This is a genomic window from Citrobacter braakii (assembly GCF_002075345.1).
GTDB lineage: Bacteria > Pseudomonadota > Gammaproteobacteria > Enterobacterales > Enterobacteriaceae > Citrobacter > Citrobacter braakii.
This window is the reverse complement of record NZ_NAEW01000014.1, coordinates 46,982-73,029: the sequence shown is the minus strand read 5'-3', so window position 1 is coordinate 73,029 and position 26,048 is coordinate 46,982. Positions and strand designations below refer to the sequence as shown.

29 protein-coding genes, 1 pseudogene and 1 other annotated feature are annotated in these 26,048 nt (G+C 51.3%); of the genes and pseudogenes, 17 read left to right on the top strand and 13 right to left on the bottom strand.

Annotation, left to right across the window (positions count from 1 at the left end; genetic code table 11):
- Positions 1 to 3: 3 nt before the first annotated feature.
- A complete protein-coding gene (locus BZK42_RS21650) occupies positions 4 to 1,482 on the bottom strand; it encodes a sensor domain-containing diguanylate cyclase (protein ID WP_249025148.1) in 1,479 nt (492 codons plus the stop codon).
- Positions 1,483 to 1,737: 255 nt separating this feature from the next.
- On the opposite strand from BZK42_RS21650, the gene BZK42_RS21645 reads away from it, so the two are divergent.
- The 11 genes from BZK42_RS21645 to BZK42_RS21595 all read left to right on the top strand — a co-directional run bounded on the left by BZK42_RS21645 (position 1,738) and on the right by BZK42_RS21595 (position 10,215).
- Positions 1,738 to 2,199, top strand: a complete 462-nt coding sequence (locus tag BZK42_RS21645; protein ID WP_080860107.1) for a hypothetical protein — start codon at positions 1,738 to 1,740, stop codon at positions 2,197 to 2,199.
- 231 nt (positions 2,200 to 2,430) lie between these two features.
- A complete protein-coding gene (locus tag BZK42_RS21640) occupies positions 2,431 to 3,159 on the top strand; it encodes a MerR family transcriptional regulator (RefSeq protein ID WP_080860105.1) in 729 nt (242 codons plus the stop codon).
- Positions 3,160 to 3,364: 205 nt separating this feature from the next.
- Positions 3,365 to 3,799, top strand: a complete 435-nt coding sequence (locus tag BZK42_RS21635) for a nuclear transport factor 2 family protein (RefSeq protein WP_080860104.1) — start codon at positions 3,365 to 3,367, stop codon at positions 3,797 to 3,799.
- Positions 3,796 to 4,515, top strand: a complete 720-nt coding sequence (locus BZK42_RS21630; RefSeq protein ID WP_080860103.1) for an SDR family NAD(P)-dependent oxidoreductase — start codon at positions 3,796 to 3,798, stop codon at positions 4,513 to 4,515. Before BZK42_RS21635 ends, BZK42_RS21630 begins: the two co-directional genes overlap by 4 nt.
- Positions 4,512 to 5,768: an NAD(P)/FAD-dependent oxidoreductase gene (locus BZK42_RS21625; RefSeq protein ID WP_080860101.1), complete on the top strand. Its 1,257-nt coding sequence runs from the start codon at positions 4,512 to 4,514 to the stop codon at positions 5,766 to 5,768. Before BZK42_RS21630 ends, BZK42_RS21625 begins: the two co-directional genes overlap by 4 nt.
- Before the next feature lies 1 nt (position 5,769).
- A complete protein-coding gene (locus tag BZK42_RS21620; protein WP_049281531.1) occupies positions 5,770 to 6,492 on the top strand; it encodes a DUF1365 domain-containing protein in 723 nt (240 codons plus the stop codon).
- A complete protein-coding gene (locus BZK42_RS21615; RefSeq protein WP_080860100.1) occupies positions 6,489 to 7,709 on the top strand; it encodes an SAM-dependent methyltransferase in 1,221 nt (406 codons plus the stop codon). Before BZK42_RS21620 ends, BZK42_RS21615 begins: the two co-directional genes overlap by 4 nt.
- A complete protein-coding gene (locus BZK42_RS21610) occupies positions 7,706 to 8,191 on the top strand; it encodes a DUF2878 domain-containing protein (RefSeq protein WP_049281529.1) in 486 nt (161 codons plus the stop codon). The genes BZK42_RS21615 and BZK42_RS21610 overlap by 4 nt, the downstream gene beginning before the upstream one ends.
- Complete coding sequence (locus BZK42_RS21605) at positions 8,188 to 8,715, top strand: hypothetical protein (RefSeq protein ID WP_080860099.1); 528 nt, start codon at positions 8,188 to 8,190, stop codon at positions 8,713 to 8,715. Before BZK42_RS21610 ends, BZK42_RS21605 begins: the two co-directional genes overlap by 4 nt.
- Complete coding sequence (locus tag BZK42_RS21600) at positions 8,712 to 9,242, top strand: DUF3833 domain-containing protein (protein WP_080860097.1); 531 nt, start codon at positions 8,712 to 8,714, stop codon at positions 9,240 to 9,242. Before BZK42_RS21605 ends, BZK42_RS21600 begins: the two co-directional genes overlap by 4 nt.
- A 13-nt stretch (positions 9,243 to 9,255) precedes the next feature.
- Positions 9,256 to 10,215 (top strand): YbgA family protein, encoded by a 960-nt coding sequence (locus BZK42_RS21595; RefSeq protein WP_080860095.1) that lies wholly within the window; start codon positions 9,256 to 9,258, stop codon positions 10,213 to 10,215.
- Positions 10,216 to 10,533: 318 nt separating this feature from the next.
- Here BZK42_RS21595 and BZK42_RS21590 read toward each other — a convergent pair whose 3' ends face one another.
- Positions 10,534 to 11,202 (bottom strand): SOS response-associated peptidase, encoded by a 669-nt coding sequence (locus tag BZK42_RS21590; protein WP_080860093.1) that lies wholly within the window; start codon positions 11,200 to 11,202, stop codon positions 10,534 to 10,536.
- A 151-nt stretch (positions 11,203 to 11,353) separates the two neighbouring features.
- On the bottom strand, positions 11,354 to 11,650 hold the full coding sequence (locus BZK42_RS21585) for a YciI family protein (protein WP_003020675.1): 297 nt from the start codon (positions 11,648 to 11,650) through the stop codon (positions 11,354 to 11,356).
- A 224-nt stretch (positions 11,651 to 11,874) separates the two neighbouring features.
- Here BZK42_RS21585 and tonB point away from each other — a divergent pair, with 224 nt between their 5' ends.
- The gene (gene tonB, locus BZK42_RS21580; RefSeq protein WP_080860121.1) at positions 11,875 to 12,591 is read left to right on the top strand and encodes a TonB system transport protein TonB; all 717 of its coding nucleotides are present in this window, start codon (positions 11,875 to 11,877) and stop codon (positions 12,589 to 12,591) included.
- Between the two features lie 75 nt (positions 12,592 to 12,666).
- Here the strand turns inward: tonB and yciA are convergent, their stop codons facing one another.
- The 4 genes and pseudogenes from yciA to BZK42_RS29330 all read right to left on the bottom strand — a co-directional run.
- Positions 12,667 to 13,068 carry an acyl-CoA thioester hydrolase YciA gene (gene yciA / locus BZK42_RS21575; RefSeq protein ID WP_016156659.1) on the bottom strand — a complete coding sequence of 134 codons (402 nt, stop codon included), beginning with the start codon at positions 13,066 to 13,068 and terminating at the stop codon, positions 12,667 to 12,669.
- Between the two features lie 166 nt (positions 13,069 to 13,234).
- Entirely contained in the window at positions 13,235 to 13,774 is a 540-nt protein-coding gene (locus tag BZK42_RS21570; RefSeq protein ID WP_019076883.1) for a septation protein A, read from the bottom strand.
- Between the two features lie 54 nt (positions 13,775 to 13,828).
- Positions 13,829 to 14,572 carry a YciC family protein gene (locus BZK42_RS21565; protein ID WP_016153264.1) on the bottom strand — a complete coding sequence of 248 codons (744 nt, stop codon included), beginning with the start codon at positions 14,570 to 14,572 and terminating at the stop codon, positions 13,829 to 13,831.
- A 28-nt stretch (positions 14,573 to 14,600) separates the two neighbouring features.
- Positions 14,601 to 14,687, bottom strand: a pseudogene (locus BZK42_RS29330) (YkgJ family cysteine cluster protein); the annotation flags it as partial.
- 283 nt (positions 14,688 to 14,970) lie between these two features.
- Between BZK42_RS29330 and ompW the strand changes: the two are divergent.
- The 3 genes from ompW to BZK42_RS21550 all read left to right on the top strand — a co-directional run bounded on the left by ompW (position 14,971) and on the right by BZK42_RS21550 (position 17,675).
- A complete protein-coding gene (gene ompW, locus BZK42_RS21560) occupies positions 14,971 to 15,609 on the top strand; it encodes an outer membrane protein OmpW (RefSeq protein ID WP_016153263.1) in 639 nt (212 codons plus the stop codon).
- Between the two features lie 132 nt (positions 15,610 to 15,741).
- Entirely contained in the window at positions 15,742 to 16,017 is a 276-nt protein-coding gene (locus BZK42_RS21555) for a hypothetical protein (RefSeq protein WP_016153262.1), read from the top strand.
- Between the two features lie 185 nt (positions 16,018 to 16,202).
- Entirely contained in the window at positions 16,203 to 17,675 is a 1,473-nt protein-coding gene (locus BZK42_RS21550; RefSeq protein WP_080860091.1) for a GGDEF domain-containing protein, read from the top strand.
- 32 nt (positions 17,676 to 17,707) lie between these two features.
- On the opposite strand, the gene trpA is transcribed toward BZK42_RS21550, so the two are convergent.
- From trpA to trpL, 6 genes are all read right to left on the bottom strand, one after another.
- Entirely contained in the window at positions 17,708 to 18,514 is an 807-nt protein-coding gene (trpA, locus tag BZK42_RS21545; RefSeq protein WP_016156657.1) for a tryptophan synthase subunit alpha, read from the bottom strand.
- Positions 18,514 to 19,707, bottom strand: coding sequence for a tryptophan synthase subunit beta (gene trpB / locus BZK42_RS21540; RefSeq protein WP_003020645.1), 1,194 nt, complete (start codon positions 19,705 to 19,707; stop codon positions 18,514 to 18,516). Before trpB ends, trpA begins: the two co-directional genes overlap by 1 nt.
- 10 nt (positions 19,708 to 19,717) lie before the next feature.
- Positions 19,718 to 21,076, bottom strand: coding sequence for a bifunctional indole-3-glycerol-phosphate synthase TrpC/phosphoribosylanthranilate isomerase TrpF (gene trpCF / locus BZK42_RS21535; protein WP_080860119.1), 1,359 nt, complete (start codon positions 21,074 to 21,076; stop codon positions 19,718 to 19,720).
- Between the two features lie 3 nt (positions 21,077 to 21,079).
- Positions 21,080 to 22,675, bottom strand: a complete 1,596-nt coding sequence (gene trpD, locus BZK42_RS21530) for a bifunctional anthranilate synthase glutamate amidotransferase component TrpG/anthranilate phosphoribosyltransferase TrpD (RefSeq protein ID WP_080860089.1) — start codon at positions 22,673 to 22,675, stop codon at positions 21,080 to 21,082.
- Positions 22,675 to 24,237: an anthranilate synthase component 1 gene (locus BZK42_RS21525; RefSeq protein WP_016156654.1), complete on the bottom strand. Its 1,563-nt coding sequence runs from the start codon at positions 24,235 to 24,237 to the stop codon at positions 22,675 to 22,677. Before BZK42_RS21525 ends, trpD begins: the two co-directional genes overlap by 1 nt.
- 23 nt (positions 24,238 to 24,260) lie before the next feature.
- Positions 24,261 to 24,355 (bottom strand) — a sequence feature (Trp leader region).
- Complete coding sequence (gene trpL / locus BZK42_RS29730) at positions 24,332 to 24,376, bottom strand: trp operon leader peptide (protein ID WP_225836911.1); 45 nt, start codon at positions 24,374 to 24,376, stop codon at positions 24,332 to 24,334. (Overlaps the previous feature by 24 nt.)
- Positions 24,377 to 24,511: 135 nt before the next feature.
- Here trpL and rnm point away from each other — a divergent pair, with 135 nt between their 5' ends.
- Both rnm and BZK42_RS21515 read left to right on the top strand, forming a co-directional pair.
- On the top strand, positions 24,512 to 25,363 hold the full coding sequence (gene rnm / locus BZK42_RS21520) for an RNase RNM (protein ID WP_080860087.1): 852 nt from the start codon (positions 24,512 to 24,514) through the stop codon (positions 25,361 to 25,363).
- A gap of 23 nt (positions 25,364 to 25,386) precedes the next feature.
- A complete protein-coding gene (locus tag BZK42_RS21515) occupies positions 25,387 to 26,007 on the top strand; it encodes an L-threonylcarbamoyladenylate synthase (protein ID WP_016153256.1) in 621 nt (206 codons plus the stop codon).
- Positions 26,008 to 26,048 lie beyond the last annotated feature (41 nt).

Here is a 26,048-nt window from a genome sequence, read left to right as displayed (position 1 = left end):
AGATTAGTCCTGATGGTCTGCTAAATTGACTACTTTTACCTTATTTCGCCCAGACCTTTTAGCATCATAGAGTTTGGTGTCTGCCACTTTCAATAAATCATCAAAGGTAATAAGCTTCCCTTCTCTCGGATGGTATGTCACTGCACCAATACTGATCGTGACCGATCTTCTGAGCGAACTCAGTTTCTCAATGCTTTTCCTTAATCTTTCGCAAGCCAAAAAACAGTCTTTTTCATCCGTTTCAGGGAAAAGCATGATAAATTCCTCACCGCCAAATCGTGCGACCTTATCTTGGCTTCGTAGGTTATGGCTAAGTTCTTTGGCGATATTCTTAAGTGCATAGTCACCTTCCTGGTGGCCATAGGAATCATTATATGATTTAAAAAAATCGATATCGGCAATGGCAATTGACACAGGTACGGGATCTCGCGCAATTCTGGTCATTTCATTCTCAAACCAGCGCATAAACTTTCGGCGATTCGCAATCTCTGTCAGGCTGTCTTCAGTAGCCATTCGCTCAAGCATAGTATTAATTTTGTGTAATTCTTCCTTTTGCTTTTTGAGCTCAATTTCCATCGTTTTACGCTCATTAATACTTTGTATCTGAGCAATATAATATTTGACTTCACCATTATCTTCGCGTACCAAAGAAACACTCAGAAGTATCCAGATATAATTCCCTGTTGCTGTCAGATATCTCTTTTCTAGTTGGTAGAAGGGAATTTTTCCTCGAGAAAGAGCATCTAATTGTTTTAAATCAGTGCTTAAATCATCGGGGTGGGTTATATTTTGAAAATTGATAGAAAGCAGATGGTCTTCAGTATATCCCAGCATGCGGGTCAGTGAATTGTTGACTTTTTTCCATTGGCCAGAAGAGGCTACCAGCGCCATCCCGATAGTTGAATTTTTAAAAATAGATTCGAGTATGTCATTGTTTTTTTGTAGTGCTGAAATAACAATTTCATTTTCACTGATTAATAAATTGATCTCGATTAACGAACCAATACCCTCAGCCATTAAACTAATGAATTCATAGTCATCCTCAGAGAATGATATGGATCTTATCTGAGTGGAAGAGAAATTGATTGTACCCCATAATTTTTCTCTCACCCATATTGGCGCTGAGATATAACTCTCCAGCCTCATACCAATGTACACCGGATGGGAATTAAAGTCAGGATGTGTTCCTGCATGTTCAACGCTTATTATTCTTCTTTCTCTGACCACTTGTTGACAATAAGTGTTTTTCAGTTCAAACACCATACCAGCTGAAATGTCTCCACTTGTTGGTGAAACCGCAAGTAGAGAGTAACGCTCACCCTCTATCTGACTAATAATACCAAGAGACAGGTCAAAGGCTTTTAATCCTTCATTCAGAATAGCCAGGTATTTATCTTCAGGAGAAGAATGTCTCTTGGCCAACGCCTCATAAAGGAAGTGAATTCGGTTGATATTAACGTTGTTTTCTTTCATTTTTAACATCGCATTATCTTTTCGTCTTTTTACGCATAAAGAGGGTTGCTATTCGGCCTTGATTAGTTTTCTACATTGTACCGTAGCAACAGCAGCCGGTATTTGAATAACTATCTTGCTCATCGCCCCTTACTGCTTAAAAATTTATCAAAAAATCGAATGGTGACACTCTTTTTATAACAGGTATCTACGATCTTGACTAAGATTTTAGAAGGGCAGCTATGCGCTGCTTCTCTTCTGGGCTTATCATCGTAAGGTCGCACTATGTGTACAAAAAGGGTAATTATTTGCCTGTCAGTAGCTTCTGTACTGTTCACATCCACTACATGGGCTATCAATAAAGATTATCGGTACAAACTTGAGCAGTCTGGTTGTACTCAGGTCTCTGAAGCGCAGGGTTGTGATATCAACAAATCTAAAGATGAAAATGCAAAAGCTGGTTTTGTTAATGAAAGCAGCGATACCACAACATCAGCAACCAGTCCTTATGCAGGTAAGTGGTTAGCTTTGAGTGATAGCGGTGTTACGGTTGCAAGCATCAGTATTGATAAAAATGACAAAGTCATCGTCAATGGAAAGAGCGTACATGCCACAAAATCAGATGGTGTGCTGCAGTTCAAGCAGGGGATGGTGATTTATACTATCCAGGGAGATCGTCGGGTGAAAGGTGAGGATGTCTGGCGGGATACGGATGCCGGAACGCAGGGGAAAATCTTCAAAAAGTAAAAATATGTTCGGAACAATAGCTTCCAAGAAACCGTAAGGTTAATAGTTAAAACATATCAATTAGTTAGAATTGATCAACAAATTGCGTACTAATCTCAGATATTTTTGCTTAACGTCTCCCTGAAGGCGATTGTATGATATTTAGCAATCGTAAGGTAAGTAGTTTTAACTTATCTAATCCAACGTAGTTCGTAGTATATTAAGGCTATTCTTTGTTATCAGGTGTTCTGTATGTCCTATTCCATCGGTGAATTTGCGCGGCTTTGTGGAATAACCGCCACGACGTTGCGCGCCTGGCAACGTCGTTATGGACTTCTCAAACCACAGCGTACGGATGGTGGGCACCGGTTGTATAACGATGACGATATTCAGCAGGCGCTTAAAATTCTCGATTGGGTGAAAAAAGGCGTACCGATAAGCCAGGTAAAACCGCTGCTGGCCCGCCCTGGAGCCAGGCGAACAAATAACTGGCTCGCCCTGCAGGAGAGTATGCTGCAGCGGCTGAACGAAGGGAAAATTGAAACCCTGCGCCAGCTTATTTATGACGCAGGCCGCGAGTATCCTCGCCCTGAATTGGTGAGTGAGGTTTTGCGCCCTCTGCGAAGCCAAGTCTCAGCTAATGTGCCGGCTATAATGACGCTGCGTGAAATCCTCGATGGTATTATTATTTCTTACACCTCGTTTTGCCTGGAAGGGGATAAGCGTGCGCCGGGCGATAACTACCTGATTACCGGCTGGCATCTTACGGACCCCTGCGAGATCTGGCTTGAAGCGCTTTGCCGCACGGGACAGGGGCATCGCATTGATGTGCTTCCCGTACCGCCCGCGACGCTTGCTCCTGAGATTTTCCCCGAGCGCAAATGGTTGTTAGTGACGTCTGGTAAGCTCACCGCAGCGCGTAAAAAACAGATAGACCTCTGGCAACAGCAGGTTAATTTCCTCGATGTGATCCCGCTTTAATCCTCTGTGATTACCTTTCCTGTGTGTGTCGACTGGCCACTGTATTAGTGGCTGTTGGATAATTTTACTCAAAAAAATAAATTTTTAATTTATTGAATTAAATGAGGTTATAAAAAATCTCCAGCAAAAACTTGGACAAATTAAAGTGTTTGTGTAAGTTTTAATTATGCCGCGACGTCATGTGGTTCACTTAAGGGTAAGAGTTATGCGCGCACAGCCATCCGTTATCGACAGGTTTATGGATTACTACGCCAGTTTGGATCGCCAGCCCGTCCCCGCGCTTGCTGGGTTGTACGACGAGCATGCAGTACTTGTCGATCCCTTCGGGGAACATAACGGGCTGTTTGCCATCCAGCGCTATTTTTCGCACCTCCTGGCAAATGTAAACGCTTGCCGTTTTGCCATAGATCCTCCGCTATGTGAGAGCGGGCGGTTTGCCGTGACGTGGACCATGTACTGGTCGCATCCGCGCATTGCTGGCGGAGAAATACGATCTTTGCCGGGATGTTCAATGGTAGAGACGCATGGCGATAAGATTTTTCGCCAGCGAGATTACTACGACGCGGGTGAGATGCTTTATGAGCATCTGCCGCTGTTGGGCTGGGCCGTTCGCGGCGTTAAAAGGAGGGTGCGCGGATGATGACTGTCCTCATTACCGGTGCAAGCTCCGGGATTGGTGCCGGGCTTGCAAAGTCATGGGCCGATGACGGCTGTCAGGTGATTGCCTGCGGTCGCAATCCAGAAAGGCTGGAACAGCTGCGCCAATCCAATGCCAACATCACAGTACGCCTATTCGATATGACAGACAGGGACGCCTGTCGCCAGGCGTTGGCGGACTGCAACCCCGAACTGGTTATTCTCTGTGCCGGGACCTGCGAATATCTCGACCAGGGCTGGATAGACGCCGAGAAGGTTGAACGGGTGATGGCGACGAATTATCTGGGTCCCATCAACTGCCTGGAAGCGCTTCAATCGCAGTTAACCTCCGGTAGCCGCGTGGTGCTGGTCAGTTCGATGGCGCACTGGCTGCCGTTCCCACGGGCAGAAGCCTATGGTGCGTCTAAAGCGGCGCTAACCTGGTTTGCCAATAGCTTGCGTCTGGACTGGGAGCCGAAAGGTGTCTCCGTGACCGTCGTGTCGCCAGGATTTGTCGATACCCCGCTTACCCGTAAAAACGATTTTGCCATGCCGGGTCAGGTGAGTGTTGATTCTGCGGTGAAGGCGATTCGCCGTGGCCTGGCGAAAGGAAAAAATCATATTGCCTTCCCGACAGGCTTTGGCGTGCTGCTACGTCTGTTGGCCGGGCTGCCTGAGAGTCTCCAGCGCGCGTTGCTGCGCAGGATGGTGCGTTCATGAAAATTGCTATCATTGGCAGTGGTATTGCCGGATTAACCTGCGCCTGGCGTCTGGCCGGACACCATCAGGTGACGCTGTTTGAAGCGGCGTCGACCCCTGGCGGCCATACTGCGACGGTGGATGTGGCGACCCCGCAGGGGAATTTCGCGATTGATAGCGGCTTTATTGTCTATAACGACCGAACCTATCCGCGTTTTATGGGCTTGCTGAGCGAACTCGGTATCCAGGGGCAAAAAACGCAGATGAGTTTTTCGGTGCATAATCCGCAAAGCGGTCTGGAGTACAGCGGTCATACGCTGACTTCTTTGTTCGCCCAGCGTCGGAACCTACTCAACCCTGCATTTTGGGGTATGTTGCAAGAGATTGTCCGTTTTAATCGTCTGGCGAAACAGGCATTAAATGAGGTCGATGCGAACGCGACGCTACAGACCTTCCTCGACCAGCACCACTTCAGCGCGTTCTTTGCGCGTCATTACATTCTGCCGATGGGCGCAGCCATCTGGTCATCTTCGCTTCAGGAGATGCGCCGTTTTCCGCTGCCGCTGTTCTTACGCTTCTTTGAGCACCATGGCCTGCTGGATATCCGGGATCGCCCGCAGTGGTACGTGGTGCCGGGCGGATCGCGGGAATACATCCGCGTCATATTGGCGAAGCTGGGCGATCGTCTGACATTGCACCTTAATGCCCCTGTTCAGCAGGTTATTCGCTACGACAGCGGCGTCAAAATCCAGTTGGCAGGATCGGTACAGACGTTTGATCAGGTGATCTTCGCCTGTCATTCCTCGCAGGCATTGGCTTTGCTTGAAGATGCGACCCCCGCAGAACGCGACGTGCTGGGCGCAATTGGCTGGCAGCGTAACGAGGTGGTGTTGCATAGCGATCGCCGCTGGTTACCGGTACGCGAACGCGCGTGGGCAAGCTGGAATTACCGTCTGAGTGGACAAGATCGTGCCAGCGCCTGCGTCACCTATAACATGAATATACTCCAGGGCTTACCTGAAGGAAGCCCGCTATTTTGCGTGACCCTCAATCCAGACACTCCAATTGACGATCGATTCGTCTGGCGACGCTTTGTTTACGAGCATCCATTGTTTAACCCTGAAAGCTGGCGGGCGCAGGCTCGCCGCGCTGAGATCAACGGCCTGCATCGGAGCTGGTTCTGCGGTGCCTACTGGTACAACGGTTTTCACGAAGATGGCGTACGCAGTGCACTGGACGTGGTGTACGGCATTGCTGCAGGAGAGGGGCGCTAAGATGAACAGTTGCCTGTATCAGGGCGTATTGCGTCACCGCCGCCTTCAGCCTACAACGCACCAGTTTACTTATCAGGTGTTTATGGCGTGGCTCGATCTGGATGAACTGGCGCAGCTTCCGGGCGTCGGCGTGAAACGTAATCGCTTTGCCGCGGCGGCTTTTCATGATGCGGATTACCCGCTGGGGACACCGTTAAAAGAGAACGTGTTGAATCAGCTTGCCCTCCTGACGGGCGAACGTCCTGAAGGTCGCGTGATGCTCCTGACGCAATTGCGCTATTTCGGCTTTCATTTTAACCCGGTCAATTTTTACTACTGCTATGACCACGCGCAAATCCTGCGCTGGGTACTGGCGGAGGTCCGCAATACGCCATGGAATGAGCGACATTACTACGCCGTAGATGCACAGGAAAAGCGTCCGCTGGAAAAAGCGTTCCATGTATCGCCATTTAACCCGATGGATATGGTCTATCACTGGCGATTTAACTCGCCGGTTAAAACGCTGCATATGCATATCGAAAACCACCAGGAAGAGAAGATTTTTGATGCCACCCTGATGCTCAAACGCGAGCCATTGACGCAGGCGAATTTACGTACGTTGCTGCTACGACTGCCGTTGATGACGCTGAAAACGGTGTCAGCGATTTACTGGCAGGCTTTACGACTGTGGCTCAAGCGAGTCCCTCTCTACAACCATCCCGTGAGCAGGAGTGAACGATCATGACCGATCCCGTCTTTGCGCTTGAACCTGATATTCCGCGCAACCTGCGTGTGGCACGTTGGCTTCTTTTCCGCGTGCTGAGCGGTCTTCGCCAGGGGGCAGTCACGGTGCGGGAAGGGGAGCAGACTTTTCATTTTGGTGATGTTTCAGCTGAGTTACGCGCCGACGTACATATTCTCTCACCCACGGTGTACTGGCGGGTGCTGAAAGGCGGAAGTCTTGCGGCGGCTGAGGCCTGGATGGACGGAGAGTGGGAAACGCAACAGCTCACGCCGTTATTGCAAATATTTGCGCTTAACACCACCCTGCTGGGACGGCTGGAAAGCGGATTTCGCCTGCTTGGACGACCCGTCGAGCGTTTGCGTCACTGGACACGTCGCAACCATCGGCAACAGGCGAGAGAAAACATTGCCGCGCATTACGACCTCGGCAATGCGTTTTACGCGCACTTTCTTGATGAGGATTTACTCTATTCCAGCGCCTTGTTCACCTGCCCCGAGCAGTCGTTAGCGCAGGCTCAGCAGGCCAAAATGGCGCGGCTTTGCGAACAGCTGGCGCTCACCGCGAATGATCATCTGCTGGAAATCGGTACCGGCTGGGGAGCGATGGCGGAATACGCCGCGCGTCATTACGGCTGCCGGGTGACCACCACGACCCTGTCGCAGGAACAGTTCGCCTGGGCGAACGCGCGCATTGCCCGCGCAGGTTTACAGGACAGAGTCAATGTACTGCTGTGCGACTACCGCGACCTGACCGGGGAATTCGACAAATTGGTGTCGGTTGAAATGATCGAGGCGGTGGGTCAGCGTTATCTGCCGACGTTTTTCCGCACCTGTCAGGCGCGCCTGCGCCCCGGAGGGAAAATGGCGATTCAGGCCATTACCATTCAGGATCAGCGCTATCGCGATTACAGCAAAGGCGTGGATTTTATTCAGCGTTATATCTTTCCGGGAGGCTTTTTACCCAGTATCACCGCGATGAGCGGTCTGATGACAAAGCACACCGACTTTGTGGTTCGCAATCTGTTCGATATGGGGCCTGACTACGCCCGGACGCTTGCGCACTGGCGACAACGATTTGTTCACGCCTGGCATGATATTGAAAAGCTGGGCTTTGATGAGCGTTTTCGTCGCATGTGGCTGTATTACTTCGGCTACTGCGAAGCCGGTTTTAATGCGCGCACTATCAGTGTGGTGCAACTGACGGCGGAACGTCTATGAACCGCCATTTACAGGTCTTTATCCTGGCTGTCGGGTTCGATCTGTACTGGCTCATGGTGGTGTTATTTCGTGAGCGCGGCCTGGTGTTATGGCTTGGGCTGGCTATTCTGGCCTGCTTCTTGCTGCCGCCTGCACAACGTCTGTACGCGTTAATGCTGGCAGCAGCGGGCAGTGGTCTGGATGCGCTGTGGGCGTTGACGGGGTTGATCGATTTTCACGGTGAAGCATTGTTACCGTTATGGATGGTCGCGCTCTGGCTCATGTTCGCCGCCCTGTGGACGCACCTTACCTGCTCGACCACTTTGCCGGGATGGCTGCTGGCAATCATGGCCACCGGTGGTGGCCCGGTCGCCTATGTGATAGGAGAGCGTTTGGGGTCTATTACTTTTCTGGAACCGGCATTTATCGTTGTCGGTTTAATGGCGGCGGGCTGGCTGGTGTTGATGCTGTTTTTTCATATTTTCATGGGGAAACGCCAATGAAACCTGCCTTACTGATGCTGCTGGGCGTCATGGCGATTGCGCCGTTTGCAGGGGCTACAGACTGGTTAAGCTGGCATAAAGTCGGCGATGCAACGCTCACCTGGGGGCCATTCACGATCTATACCTCACAACTCCGCACGCCGGATGGGCGTTATCGCGGGCTGAAAGAGGATCAGGCGCTGATTATCACCTATCAGCGCAAAATTGAACGGCAAGAACTGGTGGATGCCACCCGCGATCAGTGGCGAGCGCAGGGGATTCTGGCGCGGGAAGCGCAGAGCGAGTCCTGGCTTCGCATGTTGGGTGAGCTATGGCCAGACGTCGCGCCGGGTACGCAACTGGCTTTTGTATTGCAAGATAAGCAGGGACAGTTCTGGTATCGCATGTCAGCGACACAAAGGCAATTTATCCCGCTTGGCCCACCGCAGTCGGCGGCGTTCAGCGAAAACTTTCTCGCTGTCTGGCTGGGTTCCCGCACGCAATATCCTGAGCTGCGTCAGCAGCTTACTGGAGGTGAAAAATGAAACGTTTATTGACCCTGAGCCTGCCCTTGCTGATGCAGCTGGCTGGTTGTAGCGCTGAAATTGCCGACTATCGACAACAACAGCCGACGCTGGATATCTTTCAGTATTTTCAGGGAGAAACGCAAGCATGGGGGATGGTTCAGGACCGCAGCGGTAAACAGCTTCGTCGCTTCCACGTCGACATTAACGGCGATGTGGTGGGGGACACATTGACCCTCAACGAACGCTTTGTGTACGACGATGGCGAGAAACAGCAGCGTGTGTGGCATATCCGTAAAGTCAGCGCCGATCGTTACGAAGGCACCGCCGGCGACATTGAAGGTGTTGCGAAGGGACAGGCGGCGGGCAACGCGTTCAACTGGCATTACAGCATGAATGTGAAAGCCAGCGGCAGAACCTGGTTGCTAAATTTTGATGACTGGATGTACCTGCAGAATGCCAATCATCTGTTTAATAAAACTGAGATGAAGAAATTTGGCGTCACCGTCGGCACGGTGACACTCTTCTTCTCCCGTAAAACGCACTAGCGAGGAAGACGCAATGAAAATGCAACCCATCGTTGGGATCAGCGGCTGTTTAACGGGGTCTGCCGTCCGCTTTGACGGCGGGCAAAAGCGGGCGCAGTTTGTGATGGACAGGCTGGCACAGTGGGTGACATTCCGGCCCATTTGCCCGGAGATGGCGATTGGCTTGCCTGTCCCAAGACCGGCGTTGCGCCTGGTACAAACGGCTGTCGGCGATATTCGCATGCGATTTAGCCACGCACCTCACGAAGACGTGACCGACAAAATGGCTGACTTTTGCCAGCGGTATCTGGCCGGGTTGGACACTCTGTCCGGGTTTATCGTCTGCGCCAAATCACCCAGTTGTGGTATGGAACGCGTGCGCTTATATGACGAGAAAGGCAATCGCGGGCGCAAAGACGGGGTGGGACTGTTTACCGCCACGCTTATGGAGAAATATCCGTGGCTACCGGTAGAAGAGGACGGGCGGATGCACGATCCGGTCCTGCGCGAAAACTTCGTCGAAAGGGTTTTCGCGCTACATGAGCTAAATATGCTGCGCAAAAATGGCCTGACGCGGCGGGCTCTACTGGATTTTCATAGCCGTTATAAATTGCAATTGCTGGCTCACCATCAGGCCGGATACCGGGAAATTGGCCCATTCGTCGCATCACTGCATGAATGGAAGGATCTGGAAGCTTTCTTTGCGGTCTACCGGGATAAATTAATGACGCTTCTGAAGAAACCCGCCTCACGTAAAAACCACACTAACGTGCTGATGCACATTCAGGGATACTTCCGTAATCAGTTAACAATGCGTCAGCGCGGCGAGTTGCGCGAGGTGATCCTTAATTACCGAGCAGGACTACTGCCCATACTGGCTCCTATGACGCTGCTGAAACATTATCTGGCGGAATACCCGGACGGTTATCTGCTGACGCAGAATTACTTTGACCCCTACCCGCAAGATTTAGCATTGCGACTGACTGTTAATTGATCATATTTGATTAAAAGAAGCGGGCAGAATAATAATTTATGTAATGTTCAAAATCTTTAATCTCCGCTAATTGCTCATAGTGGATTGCAGCGACTGTAAAATCTGTACCATCGAGGTTTGCCAGTAATGGTAGCGTGTTGAATGTGCCGGCGTGAAAAACTTGGATTTTTTTGGTGAAAACTCTCCCCAAAACAAAAAAACATAGCTCGGATAATCAATGAGTTGAAAAAGGTAGATATGGTACAGTTTGCAAAATGTAAACATTATAATTTAATATTTATTATAGTGTTATGAGAGTTGTGGCGATGTAATGCTGCGTTACATTGGCAGGATTAACTGGGCACCTTGATTTTTCACATTCCCGACGGCACGCGTTACGGCATGCCATATAAATTTATCAGCCGACACGGAACCGTCGGCCGCAATGTCCGCAGCTTCTTTCCCTCCAACATCCTGCCTCATCCATTCGCGCGCAGCTTCCGGTAGCAATACCAACGGTCGCCTGTCGTGAATATCTACCAGTCCTTTGTCGGCAACAGCTGTCACTATCAGGAAACCTTCTGCTTCATCTCCACGTTCAAATGGCGTGCTGCCAATCGCCGCCATAAATATCGGCTGACCATCGGCGCGATGAATGAAGTAAGGTTGCTTCGTGTCACCTTCCTTTTTCCATTCGTACCAGCCATCAGCAAAGCAAATTGCGCGACCGTGCTGCCAGAGTGGTTTAAACATTCTGCTGGTGGCCGCAGTTTCAGATCGAGCATTAATTAGCGGTGGCTTATCCCACCAACCGGGGGCGTATCCCCAGATAACTGGATCAAGATGCAACTGCTCATCACGTTCGCTCAGAAGCAGAACTTTTGTTCCAGGCGCTACGTTGAATCTTCCGATGGGTTCTGGATCGTATGGAATGTCGCATTCTGATTCATCAGCAAGCAGGGCAAGATAATCTTCACGCGTCATTGACTGTGAAAAACGTCCACACATAGGAACCTCCAGCCATATGTCAGACTGAAAGTATAGGCGGTAACTAAAAGAGAGGGCGCGTAGGTTAATGTGTACCTAAATGCGCCCTTAATTTGGATTGTGGATGATTATTTATTTTTATGTATTTGAATTTGAAGTAGATTATTTAAATTTAAAAAACCTTTTTGTACGGTTTTACTGAAACCTGCGCGTAAACACCTGCCGCCACGTAGGGATCGGCTTCCGCCCACGCCTGCGCGGCTTCTAAAGATTCAAATTCTGCGATCACCGTTGAGCCGGTAAAGCCTGCGGCGCCCGGATCGTTACTGTCAACCGCTGGCATAGGACCCGCCGTGAGCAAACGGCCTTCGTCATGAAGGAGTTGCAGACGAGCCAGATGAGCAGGGCGTACGGAAAGACGTTTTTCGAGAGAGTCTGCGATATCTTGAGCGTAAATAACGTACAGCACGGGTAGAGCTCCTTGAACGGTAAAAGGTCATATTTACGTTATTGGAAAGGCCTGGTAACTGCAACGGAAAGATAACTAATATGTTAAGGCCATACTTTGAAAATGGTTTTTTATCATAAAATCGCGTTTTAAATGCCAGTTAGCTTCACGGTCTTATTGAATATGATTGCTATTTGCATTTAAAATCAGGGCCTGGTTTTTTTACTGAAACGATTATGACTTCAATGACCCTTGATTTACCTCGTCGCTTTCCCTGGCCTACGTTACTTTCTGTCGGCATTCATGGTGCTGTAGTGGCAGGTTTGCTGTATACCTCGGTACATCAGGTTATTGAACTGCCTGCGCCAGCGCAGCCGATCTCCGTTACGATGGTTGCGCCTGCCGATCTTGAACCGCCTCAGGCCGTTCAGCCGCCGCCGGAACCCGTCGTCGAGCCTGAACCGGAGCCAGAACCGATCCCCGAACCGCCAAAAGAAGCGCCGGTAGTGATTGAGAAACCGAAGCCCAAGCCTAAACCGAAGCCAAAACCGGTGAAAAAGGTGGAAGAGCAGCCGAAGCGTGATGTTAAACCAGCAGAGCCGCGTCCGACGTCCCCGTTTGAAAATACGGCGCCTGCGCGTCCAACAACCAGTACCGCTCCGGCAACCACTAAACCGGCGGTGACTGCTCCATCGGGTCCGCGAGCCTTAAGTCGTAATCAGCCTCAATATCCGGCACGTGCACAGGCGCTGCGCATTGAAGGCCGTGTGAAGGTCAAATTTGACGTGACCTCGGATGGCCGGGTTGAAAATGTGGAAGTTCTGTCCGCACAGCCTGCGAATATGTTTGAGCGTGAAGTGAAAAATGCGATGCGCAGATGGCGTTATGAAGCCGGTAAGCCAGGTTCCGGGCTGGTGGTGAATATTGTTTTCCGCCTGAACGGCACAACACAGATCGAGTAAGCATCAGGCCGGATTTGGCGTTACGTCGCCAAATCCGGCAGAATGATTGCCGGATTGCGATGCTTGGGCGTGCTATCAGGCCAGGGAGGGAATCGGCCGCGGTTTACCGTCTTTATCAACGGCAACGTAGATAAACAGGGCTTCGGTAGCTTTATAGCGCTGGCCAATAGGTTCTGAAGCGACTTTCTTCACCCAGACTTCAATATTAATGCTGATCGAGGTCGTCCCGCGTTTCACGCAGCGTGCGTAGCAACAAACCACATCGCCCACGGCAACCGGGCGCAAAAAGCTCATTCCTTCAACCCGCACCGTTACCACGCGACCATGTGCGATCTCTTTGGCCTGAATAGCGCCACCTATATCCATTTGTGACATCAGCCAGCCGCCAAAAATATCACCGTTTGCGTTGGTATCGGCAGGCATAGCCAGAGTGCGTAAAACCAGTTCGCCCTGGGGAGTGTTATTCGTTATTGTCATTGTAGAACCGACTATAGAGAAAGATTACAGGCGCGATGCTACTAGAATTTACGCGCTGAGAACAGAGGGGATGCGGCCTGCGGGGCGGAAGTAAGCCAGGTTTGATGGCAACAAGGAACGCGAAGGGATAAAAATTCGCCAGATCCGGAGATCTGGCGAGCATTTATTACGATTTATCTTCCTGCGGAAGGTGGCGGTAAATATAGACTCCGCTCAGTAACGTAAATAGTAAAGTCAGGGCGGTCAGGCCGAATACTTTAAAGTTGACCCAAATATTCTGCGGTAGCCAAAACGCGATATAGATATTCGCCAGACCGCACAGGATAAAGAAGACGGCCCAGGCGAAGTTAAGTTTTATCCAAACCGGCTGTGGCAAGCTCAGCTCTTTACCTAACATGCGCTGAATCAGCGGCTTTTTCATTACCCATTGGCTAACCAGCAGCGCACCGGCAAACAGCCCGTAAATCACCGTTACTTTCCACTTAATGAATTCATCATTGTGGAAGAAGATGGTCAGGCCACCGAACACGGCTACCAGAACAAAAGTGATCAATGCCATCTTCTCGACCTTGCGATAGCGGACCCAGCTGTAAATCAAAACCACAGCCGTCGCAACAATCAGCGCCGAGGTCGCCGCATAGATGTCATAGAGCTTATAAAAAGCAAAAAAGACAACCAGCGGTAAAAAATCAAGAAACTGCTTCATTCTTCGATTCCGTCATCAAAAGCACCGGGTAAAAGCCCGGAATGCGTTCAGGGTTTATTGGCGAATTAGCATGTACAGGCGGAACAAATAGATCAGCAACACGGCGGAGATCATATTGCTCAGCGTATTCGCCAATACCGCGCCGACATTTGGCGTAAGTACCGCAAAACTTGGCGCAAAAAGCAACAACAACGTTTTTGCCAGCAGCCAACCGATCACTGCTGGTGCAACCAGGCGCATATTCGACCACGCCAGACGCATACTGTTGCGCATCGCGGCAAAGACACCCATTTTGTCCTGTACTAACATCACCGGTGCAAGTGCTAGCAGGATAGCCAGCAGAATACCGGGTACCACCACCAGCATAATACCGATTTGCACCAGCAGAGTAGTCAGAAAAATCAGAATAAACAGCTTCGGCAAAACCGGCGCGCTGGCACCGATGGCGCGTAACGCGCTGACCCGATGACCGGCTGAAATCAGCTGAATCATCAGGATAATACCTCCGGCGAGGATGGCATTACCAATCAGACCGGAAAACGTCGACGCCGCGGAAGCGCGTAGCAAAATTTGCTGTTGCTCCGGGGTCATGTTTTGCACCAGATCGAACAATCCCACGCTGCTGGTTAACTGATCGCCTTCACTGAGTTGCGCAATTTGTGCGTCGGTGGGAGAAAAGGCATGCCCTAACACCACCGTGATAAACGCGCACAACAACGATACCAGCAAGATGGTAATGAATTGATTACGGAAAAAGTTTCCCGTGTCACGGTAAACGGATTTCGCCGTGATAGACATGCACTCTCCTTGAGTTTTGCAGGTGTTCATTTGTGGGCAATTGTACCCTGGATAACTCTACAGTGGCAGCATCGCGCGGTGTATGGAAAAGCATATCTTTGTAAAGCCCCGGTAATTTTTGACTATGACTTCAGCGTCATGCAAGAACGTTGGTTGTTCTCTGCGCATCACGAACAAATAACCATCGCTATTCTGCAACGGAGGTCAGGTACTTGCGTGGCGAAAATATATCAAAATTGATCTGAATTAGGTTAACCAGGATTTTGAATGCAAGTTCTAACTTAATCTGGATCAATAAATCTTAAATTATCAAAGTCAATGTGATCCAGGTTAGATCACTTATTACTCCAATGTGGGTATATTCGTTCCGCTTTTATAACCATAACGATGGAGCGGACATGAAAAAATTAACAGTTGCAGCAGTGGCTTTAACAACTCTTCTCTCTGGTAACGTATTTGCGCATGAAGCCGGAGAATTCTTTATTCGTGCAGGTTCTGCCACCGTCAGACCGACGGAAGGCGCGGGTGGTACGCTGGGGAGCCTGGGTGGCTTTGATGTCAGCAATAACACGCAGTTGGGTCTGACATTTACCTACATGGCAACCGACAATATCGGTGTTGAATTACTGGCAGCCACGCCGTTCCGCCATAAAATTGGCACTGCCACAACAGGTGATATTGCGACCGTTCACCATTTACCGCCAACCTTAATGGCACAGTGGTATTTCGGCGATTCCAGCAGCAAACTGCGTCCGTACGTTGGTGTCGGTGTGAACTACACCACCTTCTTTGACGAAGGCTTTAACAATAACGGCAAAGAAACCGGTTTATCTGACCTGAGCCTGAAAGACTCCTGGGGCGCAGCAGGGCAAGTGGGTATGGACTATCTGATTAACCGCGACTGGCTGATTAACATGTCGGTCTGGTACATGGATATCGACACCACCGCGAGCTACAAACTGGCTGGCGCGCAGCAGCATGACAGCGTACGCCTCGATCCGTGGGTGTTTATGTTCTCCGCGGGTTATCGCTTCTAAGTCCGTGATTAAAATACGGAAAAGCTGATCGTTCCACGATCAGCTTTTTTATTACCAGTTTATTTCTTCCTGCCTTTCTCCCCGTCGATGTAATGCTACTCTTTAAGCAAACTGGCTTTGAGGGTATTGACGATGATGTTGACTCGCCACCTGCTACAACAAAAAATCACACTTTTGGAACCATTCACCGGAGATGAAACGGCAGAGTTCGCCGTGAGTGCCGCGCGTGATTTATTGAATTTTATGGATAAAATTGAAGTGCTGGAGAAACGCATTGCGACTCCGGTTAAACTACCTTATTGCAGCGCCAGTCCTGTTTGTGAGATTGAAGCGGGCTATGCCGCAGGCGTGAGCGATTGTCGTGAGGCCATTCGTCGGGCAGGGTATCCGATTGAGGGTGATGATTAGTTTGCATTTATGTTAACAAAAATGTGCTTTTATTGTATAAGTCTGTAACTTTAGCGCACACAATGGCGGGATTCTAAGGCATCAGCTTAGGGACGGTTAACATTCTCAATCAACATACAGCGCAGTTATGCAACGACAGAAACGGGTAACCGGTTTGGCAATATGTTAACTATCAGGGTGAACTCGTGAAGATTGTGCAGGACAAGCTCAGAAACAGGCAGGCACTGCTGGTATCAGGGCTCATTACGTTGATATTTACGTCGTTGTTTCTGTTTATAATTTATGAGCAGCGGATGGCTGCAGTCAGTGACGGTGTTAACCGCATGCAAGCGCGCATGATGGACATTTTTAACGATAATGAGCTGATCGCCGATGCGATTGGTGAGCGCTATCACCATATTAAATCGGGTGAGCAATGTGGCGATATTTCACAATTTGTTCCCCGCAATGAGATTGAATGGGGAATTAACGCCGACCCAAAGCGTCTGCATTCGGTAACGGGGACAATTATTGCCCAGCAAGCCAGCCACAACGCGCTGTGTATGTATACGGCGGCGGAGTTTATTCGCGGTATGGTTAATGAGCTAAATCCGGGCAGCTTCGATGCACATCGTTATATTATCGCCAAAAATTCAGATTATTTTTACTGGTTTATGGCTTCCGATTCGCGCAACTTCAGTTTCTCAAATTCTGAAATGGCGCGGGATCTCACCAACTTTTTCTATCCGCCGGTCGATTTCTATACCCGACTGTTGCAAAAAAACGTCAAAAACAAAGCTCTTAGTTCAACGAACTTCTATACCGATAAAATTACCGGTGAAAAAGCTTACAGCGTGGTGAGCTATATCTACGATCTGTCTGGCAAAGAGATATCAGACCAAATCGTGGCCTATCTGGTTTATGACCATTCAAAGCCCGAATTGCAGGAAGCGTTGGCTCAAGCATTTGACTACCGACTCCCACCAGAGCTGAATGTGGAATTGGTAAATTTGACCAACAATGAAAGTCTTTGTTTATCCGGTAAATGTACAGGTCAATCCCGTTTTTTAGTGCGCAATTTTTCGGAGAAATATGCGCTGCACTATTCGCTTTCATTAGGCCGTTTTATGACGCGCGATACCCATGCCGGGATCGTGATCCTGCTGGCGCCGTTCTTTTTCATCATGATTAGTTTCTCGCTAAAATCATGGCTGAACGAAAGCGACCTGAAGGTTTATATAGACACCCTGACCGGTTGCTTTAATCGCCGAATACTCGACATCATCAAGCGCCGAGATTTATCACACTGTTCGGTGGTGCTACTGGACTGCAATAAGTTCAAGGCCGTCAATGATACCTGGGGTCACGCGGCAGGCGATCGTGCGCTGCAAATTATCGCCAACAGGATGTTATCAAACACCCGCACCAGCCACGATATTGTGATTCGTACCGGCGGGGATGAATTTATGATCCTGCTGTTTCGCTCGCAGGCAACTGATGCCATCGCAATTGCTCAACGTATCAGCGGGCAGGTGACCAGCCATGTGTTTGTAGTGGACGGTCATACCGTGCCATTGTCAGTATCGTGGGGGATTGCAGAGGTGAACGGTGAACTGGATGTGGCTATTCAGAATGCAGATAGCGCCATGTATAAAATGAAGCACACGAAAGAAGCGTAAAACCGCCAGAAGTCTCTGGCGGTTGTTTTAGCTTACTGCCGGGTGGCGGCTTTCATCGCGCTGACAAAAGCTTTCAGCTCAGCCAGCATCTGTTCCGGTGCCGCAACATTTTTCTCAATAATTTTCACAATTGCCGAGCCGGAAATAGCGCCAGCAGCGCCAGCGTCAATCGCGCCGGTTACCTGTTCAGGCGCAGAGATACCAAACCCCTGTAAAGAAGGCGGAGCATCATATGCTTTCAACTTTTCGACCAGGTGATGTAGCGGTAACGCCGCTCGATTTTCTGCACCGGTCACGCCCGCACGCGAAAGCAAATAGGTATAGCCGCGGCCATGAGAGGCGATCTGGCGCAGCAGTTCTTCATCAGCGTTCGGTGGGCAGATAAAAATTGGCGCAATGTTGTGGCGGAGCGCCGCAGCTCTGAATGGCGCGGACTCCTCAACGGGAACATCGGCCACTAACACGGAATCCACGCCCACTTTTTCACACTGGGCGTAAAACTCGTCAATGCCCTTGCTAAACACCAGGTTGGCATACATCAGCAAGCCAATGGGAATCGTAGGGTGCTTCTGACGAATCAGCGCCAGCATTTCAAAGCATTGAGACGGCGTGACGCCGGCGGCAAACGCACGCAGGGTGGCTTCCTGAATGGTTGGACCGTCAGCCAGCGGATCGGAGAACGGAATACCGAGCTCAAGGGCATCAGCACCGGCTTCAATCAGCGTATCAATGATTTTCAGTGACTGCTCAACAGACGGATCGCCCAGGGTTACGAAGGGGACAAAAGCACCTTCTTTGCGGTCCTTCAGCTGTGCAAACAGGTTTTCGTAACGTTCCATCAGATTTCCCCTCGCGCTTTCAGAATATCGTGTACGGTGAAAATGTCTTTGTCGCCGCGACCGGAGAGATTAACCACCAGTAACTGCTCTTTTTCCGGGTTTTCACGCATCATTTTCAATGCGTGTGCCAGGGCATGGGAGGACTCCAGCGCCGGAATAATCCCCTCGTGCAGACACAGCGTTTTGAAGGCCTCGAGCGCTTCGTCGTCGGTGATCGAAACATAATCGGCGCGACCAATGCTGTTCAGATACGCATGCTGCGGCCCGACAGACGGGAAATCCAGCCCCGCGGAAATAGAGTAAGACTCTTCAATCTGTCCTTCTTCGGTCTGCATCATCGGGGACTTCATGCCGAAGTAAATCCCGACACGACCATGCTTCAACGGTGCGCCATGTTCCCCTGATTCAATCCCATGACCGCCAGGCTCGACGCCAATCAGACCGACGCTGGTTTCATTAATAAAGTCCGCGAACATACCGATGGCGTTAGAACCGCCGCCCACGCAGGCGATAACCGCGTCCGGCAGGCGACCTTCTTTTTCAAGGATCTGCGCTTTAGTTTCCTCGCCGATCATGCGCTGAAATTCACGAACAATGGTCGGGAAGGGATGTGGACCCGCCGCCGTACCGAGCATATAGTGCGCGGTATCGTAGCTGCCAGACCAGTCGCGCAGCGCTTCGTTACAGGCATCTTTCAGCGTTGCAGAACCGCTGTGAACCGGGATAACTTCAGCCCCCATCAGACGCATACGGAAAACGTTTGGCGACTGGCGTTCAACGTCTTTTGCACCCATATAAATACGGCATTTCAGCCCCAGCAGTGCGCTGGCGAGAGCTGATGCAACACCGTGCTGGCCCGCGCCGGTTTCGGCGATGATCTCCGTTTTCCCCATACGTTTCGCCAGCAATGCCTGGCCCAGCACCTGGTTGGTTTTGTGCGCGCCGCCGTGCAGCAAATCTTCACGTTTGAGATATAGCGTAGTGTTGGTGCCTTGAGTAATGTTCTGGCATTTGGTCAGTGCAGTTGGACGACCAGCATAGTTTTTCAGCAGGTCTGTAAACTGCGCCTGAAATTCAGGATCCTTTTGCGCGCTGACAAAAGCTTCTTCCAGCTGGCGCAGGGCAGGCATCAGAATCTGTGGCACATACATACCGCCAAATTCACCAAAATACGGATTGAGTAATGTTGTCATGTCCTTTTCCTTAATATGCGCGCAGCGTCTGAAAGACCGAAGCCAAAAGACGTGCATCCTTGATGCCCGGCTGTGACTCTACGCCAGAATTGAAATCGAGACCGGCACAGCCGGTTTTTGCCGCGTCAACGCAGTTATCAGCGCCGAGTCCGCCAGCCAGTAAAACGTTATCCAGCGATTGTCCGCCTAAAAGTGACCAGTCGAAGCGTTGACCGCTGCCGCCTTGACCATTGTCGAATACGTATTTATCGACGTGCTGATAATCACGAGCTGGCAACGTTTCGCTGACGCTTAATGCCTTCCAGATTTGCACCTGTTCGGGGAGCGCGTCGCGCAGGGCGTCAACATAGGCCTGGTCTTCGCTACCATGCAATTGCACGGCTGTTAGCCCCAGAGCCGCCGCTGTTTCGCGCACGTCGGTGATCTCTGTGTTGCGGAACACCCCGACATATTGCAGCGGTGCGCCGGTCATGACCTCGCGTGCGCGTTCAACGCTGACCGCGCGTGGCGATGTGGACACAAAAATCAACCCGCCGTATATGGCACCCGCTTCGTATGCCGCGTTTGCATCCTGAGCCCGGGTTAAACCGCAGACTTTATTTTCGCCGAGCAGAACGCGACGCACGGCAGCATGCAGATCATCATGCGACATCAACGCGGAGCCAATCAGAAAACCGTTGGCGAAGTGGCTGAGTTCTCGCACTTGACCATAGGTATTGATACCGGACTCGCTGATGACGGTTACGCCATGACCCAGTCGCGGCGCCAGTTGGCGGGTGCGATTCAGATCGATCGACAGGTCGCGTAAATCACGGTTGTTGATACCGACGACTTTGGCGCCCAGTGCGATAGCACGCTCCAGCTCTTCATCGTTACTGACTTCAGTCAGTACGCCCATTTTCAAACTGTGGGCGACGGCGGCGAGTTGACGATATTGCTCATCATCAAGCACCGACAGCATCAGCAGACAGGCGTCCGCCTGATAGAAGCGCGCCAGGTAAATCTGGTAAGGATCGATAATAAAGTCCTTACACAGAATCGGCTGCGGTGCGATGCGGCTGACGATGGGCAGGAAATCAAAGCTCCCCTGGAAATATTTCTCATCGGTCAGTACGGAAATCGCAGAAGCATATTGTTTATATACGCCCGCAATCTGTGCCGGGTCGAAGTCATCACGGATCACGCCTTTTGACGGAGACGCTTTCTTGCACTCCAGAATAAAGGCGGTACGTGCACCTTGCAGCGCATCGTAGAAATCACGAGCGCTGGGTTGAACATCATTCTGAAAGCTGGCCAGCGGTTGTTGCTGTTTGCGGGCTTCTACCCAAATCGCCTTGTCTGCGACAATTTTCGCTAAAACGGTTTGCATCATTTACCCTCTTGCTGCCAGTGCAGTGACACGGTCATAGGCCGCGCCGCTGCGCAGTACATTAATCACGGTTTGCGCATTGGCTTTTAAATCTTCTTCACCGTGCAGGCGCATTAACATGGCGACATTCGCGGCAACAGCAGCTTCATGAGCGGCTTCACCTTTACCTTGTAACAAGCGACTAAGAATGTCACGGTTTTCTTCCGGCGTGCCGCCAGCCAGCTGTTCCTGGTGGTAAGGCGTCAGGCCAAAGTCTTCCGCCGTCAGTTGATAGCTCTTGATTTCGCCATCATGCAGCTCTGCCACAATGGTCGGCGCATGCAGGGAAACTTCATCCATGCCGCCGCTGTGCACCACGGCTGCCCGCTGATACCCCAACACGCGCAGCGTTTCGGCAATTGGCAGCACCAGTTCCGGACTGTAAACGCCGATCAGCGCCAGCGGCGGATGTGCCGGGTTAATCAACGGGCCGAGGACGTTAAACAGCGTACGGGTTTTCAACTGTTGGCGTACCGGCATAGCATGGCGAAAACCGGTGTGGTATTTCGGCGCAAACAAGAAACACACACCGAGGTCGTCAAGTGCCTGACGGGATTTATCGGCGTTCATATCCAGATTGATGCCAAAAGCCGCTAACAGATCAGAAGAGCCCGACTTGCTGGAGACGCTGCGGTTGCCGTGTTTGGCGACTTTCAGTCCGCAAGCGGCCGCCACAAAGGCGCTGGCGGTGGAAATATTGATACTGTTGCTGCCATCACCGCCGGTACCGACAATATCGGCAAACAGATAATCAGGTCGCGGGAACGGGGCGGCGTTTTCCAGCAGCGCCGTTGCCGCACCGGCAATTTCATTCGGGTGCTCGCCACGAATTTTCATGCTCACCAGCGCCGCAGCCAGTTGTTCCGGCTTCAGTTCACCGCGTACCACGGCGGAGAACAGCTGGTGGCTTTCCTGCTGAGACAGCGTCTGGGCCTGATACAGTTTCTCCAGAATAGGTTGCAGCGTATTAGTCTGTTCGAGTTTCTGTAGCGCCCAGGCCAGCGTTTGCTCCAGCAGACGTGCGCCCTGGGTGGTCAGAATGGATTCTGGATGGAACTGGAAGCCACATACGCGATCGGTATCGTGACGTACCGCCATCACCATGCCGTTAAAGTGGGCGTTGATGGTCAATCCGGCCGGAACGTTGCTGCCAACCAGCGAGTGATAGCGCGCCACCGGCAGCGGATTTGCCAGACCGGCGAACATTGCCTGACCGTCGTGTTCAATGCTGGACGCTTTGCCGTGCAGGATTTCCCCCGCCTGTCCCACGTATCCACCATAGGCCTCAACAATGGCCTGATGCCCCAGACAAATGCCGATGATCGGCAGCTTGCCGCGCAGGCGGGTTAACAGCTCCGGCATGCAGCCCGCTTCGCTTGGCGCACCTGGACCTGGAGAGAGCATCAGTACCGGATTTTTCATGGTCGCTAAGCGGTCTATTAATGTCTGGGCCGGAATATGGTTGCGGTAAATCACCACGTTATGACCGTTAGTACGCAGCTGATCTGCCAGGTTATAGGTAAAAGAGTCGATATTATCGAGCAGCAGAATATCAGCCATTAGAAGGTCTCCTGTGCGTGGTGTGCGGTGGCGATAGCACGCAGAACCGCACGCGCTTTATTACGGGTTTCATCGGCTTCTGACTGCCCAACGGAATCCAGAACAATTCCGGCGCCAGCCTGTACGGTGGCAATACCGTCTTCCACGAGGGCGGAACGAATCACAATACAGGTATCCAGATCGCCATGGGCCGTGAAGTAACCTACTGCACCGCCATAGCTGCCGCGACGACGGCCTTCGGCCTCGGCGATAAGCTGCATGGCGCGAACTTTCGGTGCTCCGCTTAGCGTACCCATGTTCATACAGGCGCGGTAAGCATGCAGCACATCCAGATCGCTACGCAGCTCGCCGACTACGCGGGAAACCAGGTGCATAACGAAGGAATAACGATCCACTTTGGTGAGGTCAGCAACGTAGCGGCTGCCAGGCGTGCAGATGCGCGCCAGGTCGTTACGCGCCAGGTCTACCAGCATCAGGTGCTCGGAAAGCTCTTTATGATCGGTACGCATCTCCAGCTCAATACGGCTGTCGAGATCGCGGTCCAGTGAACCGTCCGCACGACGACCGCGTGGGCGGGTCCCGGCAATCGGATAGATTTCAATCTGCCGGCTGGTGGCATCGTATTTCAGCGAGCTTTCCGGAGAGGCGCCGAACAGGGTGAAATCGTTGTCCTGCATAAAAAACATGTACGGGCTGGGGTTACTTTTCTTCAGCACATAGTAGGCCGCCAGCGGTGACGGGCAGGGCAGCGAGAAACGACGGGATGGAACCACCTGGAAAATTTCGCCAGCGCGAATGGCCTTTTGCATACCACGAACTACGGCGGCAAACTCTTCATCGCTCTGATTGCATTCGCAGCGCATGTGCGGAACTTCAGTAACGGGCAGCGGCGGCGCAGGTTCGGTAAGCTGCTGGCTCAGTTGCGCCAGACGGGCATTAAGACGCTGTTTTTCTGCATCGCTGGGGGTAAATATGCTGGCCTGAATGCGGGTGCTTTTCTTCTGATGGTCGATGACCATGAGCGTTTCTGCCAGATAGAAGCAGTAGTCAGGGCAACGGTTGCCCGCTTCAAGCTGAGGTAAATCTTCAAAACCGGCAACCAGGTCGTAGGAAAACAGACCGCCGAAGAACATCGCTTCACGTTCTTGCGCAGGAACATTAACCAGCTCCTGCAATAAACGGAAGGCATCAAATACGGAAAGGGAACATAAGCGGGCGTCTTCATCCAGCAGCGGGCTAACGGCAGGGAATCGCAGATGGCGACCATTCGGCTGTTGTTTGTTCTCAACACCCGCTGGCAGGGCAGCATCCAGCAGCGGCAGCAGCGATGCGCCGTTAGCGGATAATGCCTGAATGGTGACAGTGTCACCGATGGCGGTAATGCGTAATGCGCTGTCGACCAGCAGCAAGCTCTTCAGATCGTCTTTGCTGTCGATATCGGCAGATTCCAGCAGCAGCGTTGCCGGACGTGCGCCACACACCTGATGAAACAGCGCCGTCGGATTTTCACGGTAGGCGGCATCGCAGGCAAGCAGCTCGAGTGTCGGTTTTTGTGTTTGCATCGTTATTCTCATTAATTTTGTTCAAAAAAAAGCCCGCTCATTTGGCGGGCCGGGTATCTGGTTGCATATTGCAGACGTAAGACACTGCCCGAAATCAGGAAGTGCGCCACCAACCGTGCAGAACCAATGTTGCTTTCATCTCAGATACCTTCTTCATGTGAACTTGCGTACTAGTTAACTAGTTCAATGGAATAAAGTCAACACCTGATTTCAGTATATTTGTCTAAACCGCTATGATGGGCGGGTTAAGACATTTAGTGAAACGGGAGCCGCATTGAGCGACACGAATTACGCAGTGATTTATGACCTGCACAGTCATACTACAGCTTCCGATGGGCGATTAACGCCAGAAGCCTTAGTACACCGTGCGGTAGAGATGCGAGTCGGTACACTGGCGATCACCGATCATGACACCACGGCGGGTATTGCGGCGGCAAGAGAAGAAATTTCACGTGCGGGTTTAGCGTTAAATTTGATCCCTGGCGTCGAGATATCAACTGTCTGGGAAAACCATGAGATCCATATCGTGGGTCTGAACATTGATATCGCCCATCCAATGATGTGCGAATTTCTGGCGCAGCAAACGGAACGTCGTCAGCAGCGCGCGCGCCTGATTGCTGAACGACTCGACAAAGCGCATATTCCCGGCGCGTGGGAAGGGGCATTACGCCTGGCTGATGGCGGGGCGATCACTCGGGGGCATTTCGCGCGTTTCCTGGTGGAGTGCGGAAAAGCCACAACCATGGCGGATGTCTTTAAAAAATATCTTGCTCGTGGGAAAACCGGTTACGTTCCGCCACAGTGGTGTACAATAGAACAAGCTATTGATGTCATTCATCATTCTGGCGGTAAGGCAGTTCTGGCTCATCCTGGGCGGTACGATCTTAGCGCTAAGTGGCTGAAAAGACTGGTTGCGCATTTTGCTGAACATCACGGCGACGCGATGGAAGTGGCACAGTGCCAGCAGTCTCCCAATGAACGCACCCATCTGGCGACGCTTGCGCGTCAGCATCAACTGTGGGCATCGCAAGGGTCTGATTTTCATCTACCCTGCCCATGGATTGAGCTGGGTCGTAAACTCTGGTTGCCCGCAGGCGTAGAAGGCGTCTGGCAACTTTGGGAATAGCCCGAGACCACAGAGAGGAAAGTATGAGCCAGTTTTTTTATATTCATCCCGAAAACCCACAGCAGCGACTGATCAATCAGGCCGTTGAAATCGTGCGTAAAGGAGGGGTGATCGTCTATCCAACTGATTCCGGCTATGCGTTGGGTTGCAAAATTGAAGATAAAGGCGCAATGGAGCGCATTTGTCGCATCCGTCACCTGCCGGACGGGCACAACTTTACGCTGATGTGTCGTGACCTGTCCGAACTGTCGACCTATTCGTTTGTCGACAACGTGGCCTTCCGTTTAATTAAAAACAACACGCCGGGCAACTACACGTTCATCCTGAAGGGGACGAAAGAAGTACCACGTCGACTGTTGCAGGAAAAACGTAAGACCATTGGTTTGCGTGTACCCTCGAATCCGATTGCGCTGGCGCTGCTGGAAGCGCTGGGCGAGCCTATGCTCTCTACATCACTGATGCTGCCGGGCAGCGAATTTACCGAGTCAGATCCGGAAGAAATCAAAGATCGTCTGGAGAAAGTGGTGGATTTGATTATCCACGGTGGATATCTCGGTCAGCAGCCAACCACGGTCATTGATTTAACCGATGATTCCCCGGTGGTATTGCGCGAAGGCGTCGGCGACGTTAAACCTTTCTTATAAGGGCGCGAACCGCTATACTACGCGGCCTTAAAATGGCGCTG

Excerpts from the sequence above, each read along its gene's own strand:
- BZK42_RS21650 (WP_249025148.1), bottom strand. The coding sequence starts at position 1,482 with ATGTTAAAAATGAAAGAAAACAACGTTAATATCAACCGAATTCACTTC.
- BZK42_RS21645 (WP_080860107.1), top strand. The coding sequence starts at position 1,738 with ATGTGTACAAAAAGGGTAATTATTTGCCTGTCAGTAGCTTCTGTACTG.
- BZK42_RS21640 (WP_080860105.1), top strand. The coding sequence starts at position 2,431 with ATGTCCTATTCCATCGGTGAATTTGCGCGGCTTTGTGGAATAACCGCC.
- BZK42_RS21635 (WP_080860104.1), top strand. The coding sequence starts at position 3,365 with ATGCGCGCACAGCCATCCGTTATCGACAGGTTTATGGATTACTACGCC.
- BZK42_RS21630 (WP_080860103.1), top strand. The coding sequence starts at position 3,796 with ATGATGACTGTCCTCATTACCGGTGCAAGCTCCGGGATTGGTGCCGGG.
- BZK42_RS21625 (WP_080860101.1), top strand. The coding sequence starts at position 4,512 with ATGAAAATTGCTATCATTGGCAGTGGTATTGCCGGATTAACCTGCGCC.
- BZK42_RS21620 (WP_049281531.1), top strand. The coding sequence starts at position 5,770 with ATGAACAGTTGCCTGTATCAGGGCGTATTGCGTCACCGCCGCCTTCAG.
- BZK42_RS21615 (WP_080860100.1), top strand. The coding sequence starts at position 6,489 with ATGACCGATCCCGTCTTTGCGCTTGAACCTGATATTCCGCGCAACCTG.
- BZK42_RS21610 (WP_049281529.1), top strand. The coding sequence starts at position 7,706 with ATGAACCGCCATTTACAGGTCTTTATCCTGGCTGTCGGGTTCGATCTG.
- BZK42_RS21605 (WP_080860099.1), top strand. The coding sequence starts at position 8,188 with ATGAAACCTGCCTTACTGATGCTGCTGGGCGTCATGGCGATTGCGCCG.
- BZK42_RS21600 (WP_080860097.1), top strand. The coding sequence starts at position 8,712 with ATGAAACGTTTATTGACCCTGAGCCTGCCCTTGCTGATGCAGCTGGCT.
- BZK42_RS21595 (WP_080860095.1), top strand. The coding sequence starts at position 9,256 with ATGAAAATGCAACCCATCGTTGGGATCAGCGGCTGTTTAACGGGGTCT.
- BZK42_RS21590 (WP_080860093.1), bottom strand. The coding sequence starts at position 11,202 with ATGTGTGGACGTTTTTCACAGTCAATGACGCGTGAAGATTATCTTGCC.
- tonB (WP_080860121.1), top strand. The coding sequence starts at position 11,875 with ATGACCCTTGATTTACCTCGTCGCTTTCCCTGGCCTACGTTACTTTCT.
- yciA (WP_016156659.1), bottom strand. The coding sequence starts at position 13,068 with ATGACAATAACGAATAACACTCCCCAGGGCGAACTGGTTTTACGCACT.
- BZK42_RS21570 (WP_019076883.1), bottom strand. The coding sequence starts at position 13,774 with ATGAAGCAGTTTCTTGATTTTTTACCGCTGGTTGTCTTTTTTGCTTTT.
- BZK42_RS21565 (WP_016153264.1), bottom strand. The coding sequence starts at position 14,572 with ATGTCTATCACGGCGAAATCCGTTTACCGTGACACGGGAAACTTTTTC.
- ompW (WP_016153263.1), top strand. The coding sequence starts at position 14,971 with ATGAAAAAATTAACAGTTGCAGCAGTGGCTTTAACAACTCTTCTCTCT.
- BZK42_RS21555 (WP_016153262.1), top strand. The coding sequence starts at position 15,742 with ATGATGTTGACTCGCCACCTGCTACAACAAAAAATCACACTTTTGGAA.
- trpA (WP_016156657.1), bottom strand. The coding sequence starts at position 18,514 with ATGGAACGTTACGAAAACCTGTTTGCACAGCTGAAGGACCGCAAAGAA.
- trpB (WP_003020645.1), bottom strand. The coding sequence starts at position 19,707 with ATGACAACATTACTCAATCCGTATTTTGGTGAATTTGGCGGTATGTAT.
- trpCF (WP_080860119.1), bottom strand. The coding sequence starts at position 21,076 with ATGCAAACCGTTTTAGCGAAAATTGTCGCAGACAAGGCGATTTGGGTA.
- trpD (WP_080860089.1), bottom strand. The coding sequence starts at position 22,675 with ATGGCTGATATTCTGCTGCTCGATAATATCGACTCTTTTACCTATAAC.
- BZK42_RS21525 (WP_016156654.1), bottom strand. The coding sequence starts at position 24,237 with ATGCAAACACAAAAACCGACACTCGAGCTGCTTGCCTGCGATGCCGCC.
- BZK42_RS21515 (WP_016153256.1), top strand. The coding sequence starts at position 25,387 with ATGAGCCAGTTTTTTTATATTCATCCCGAAAACCCACAGCAGCGACTG.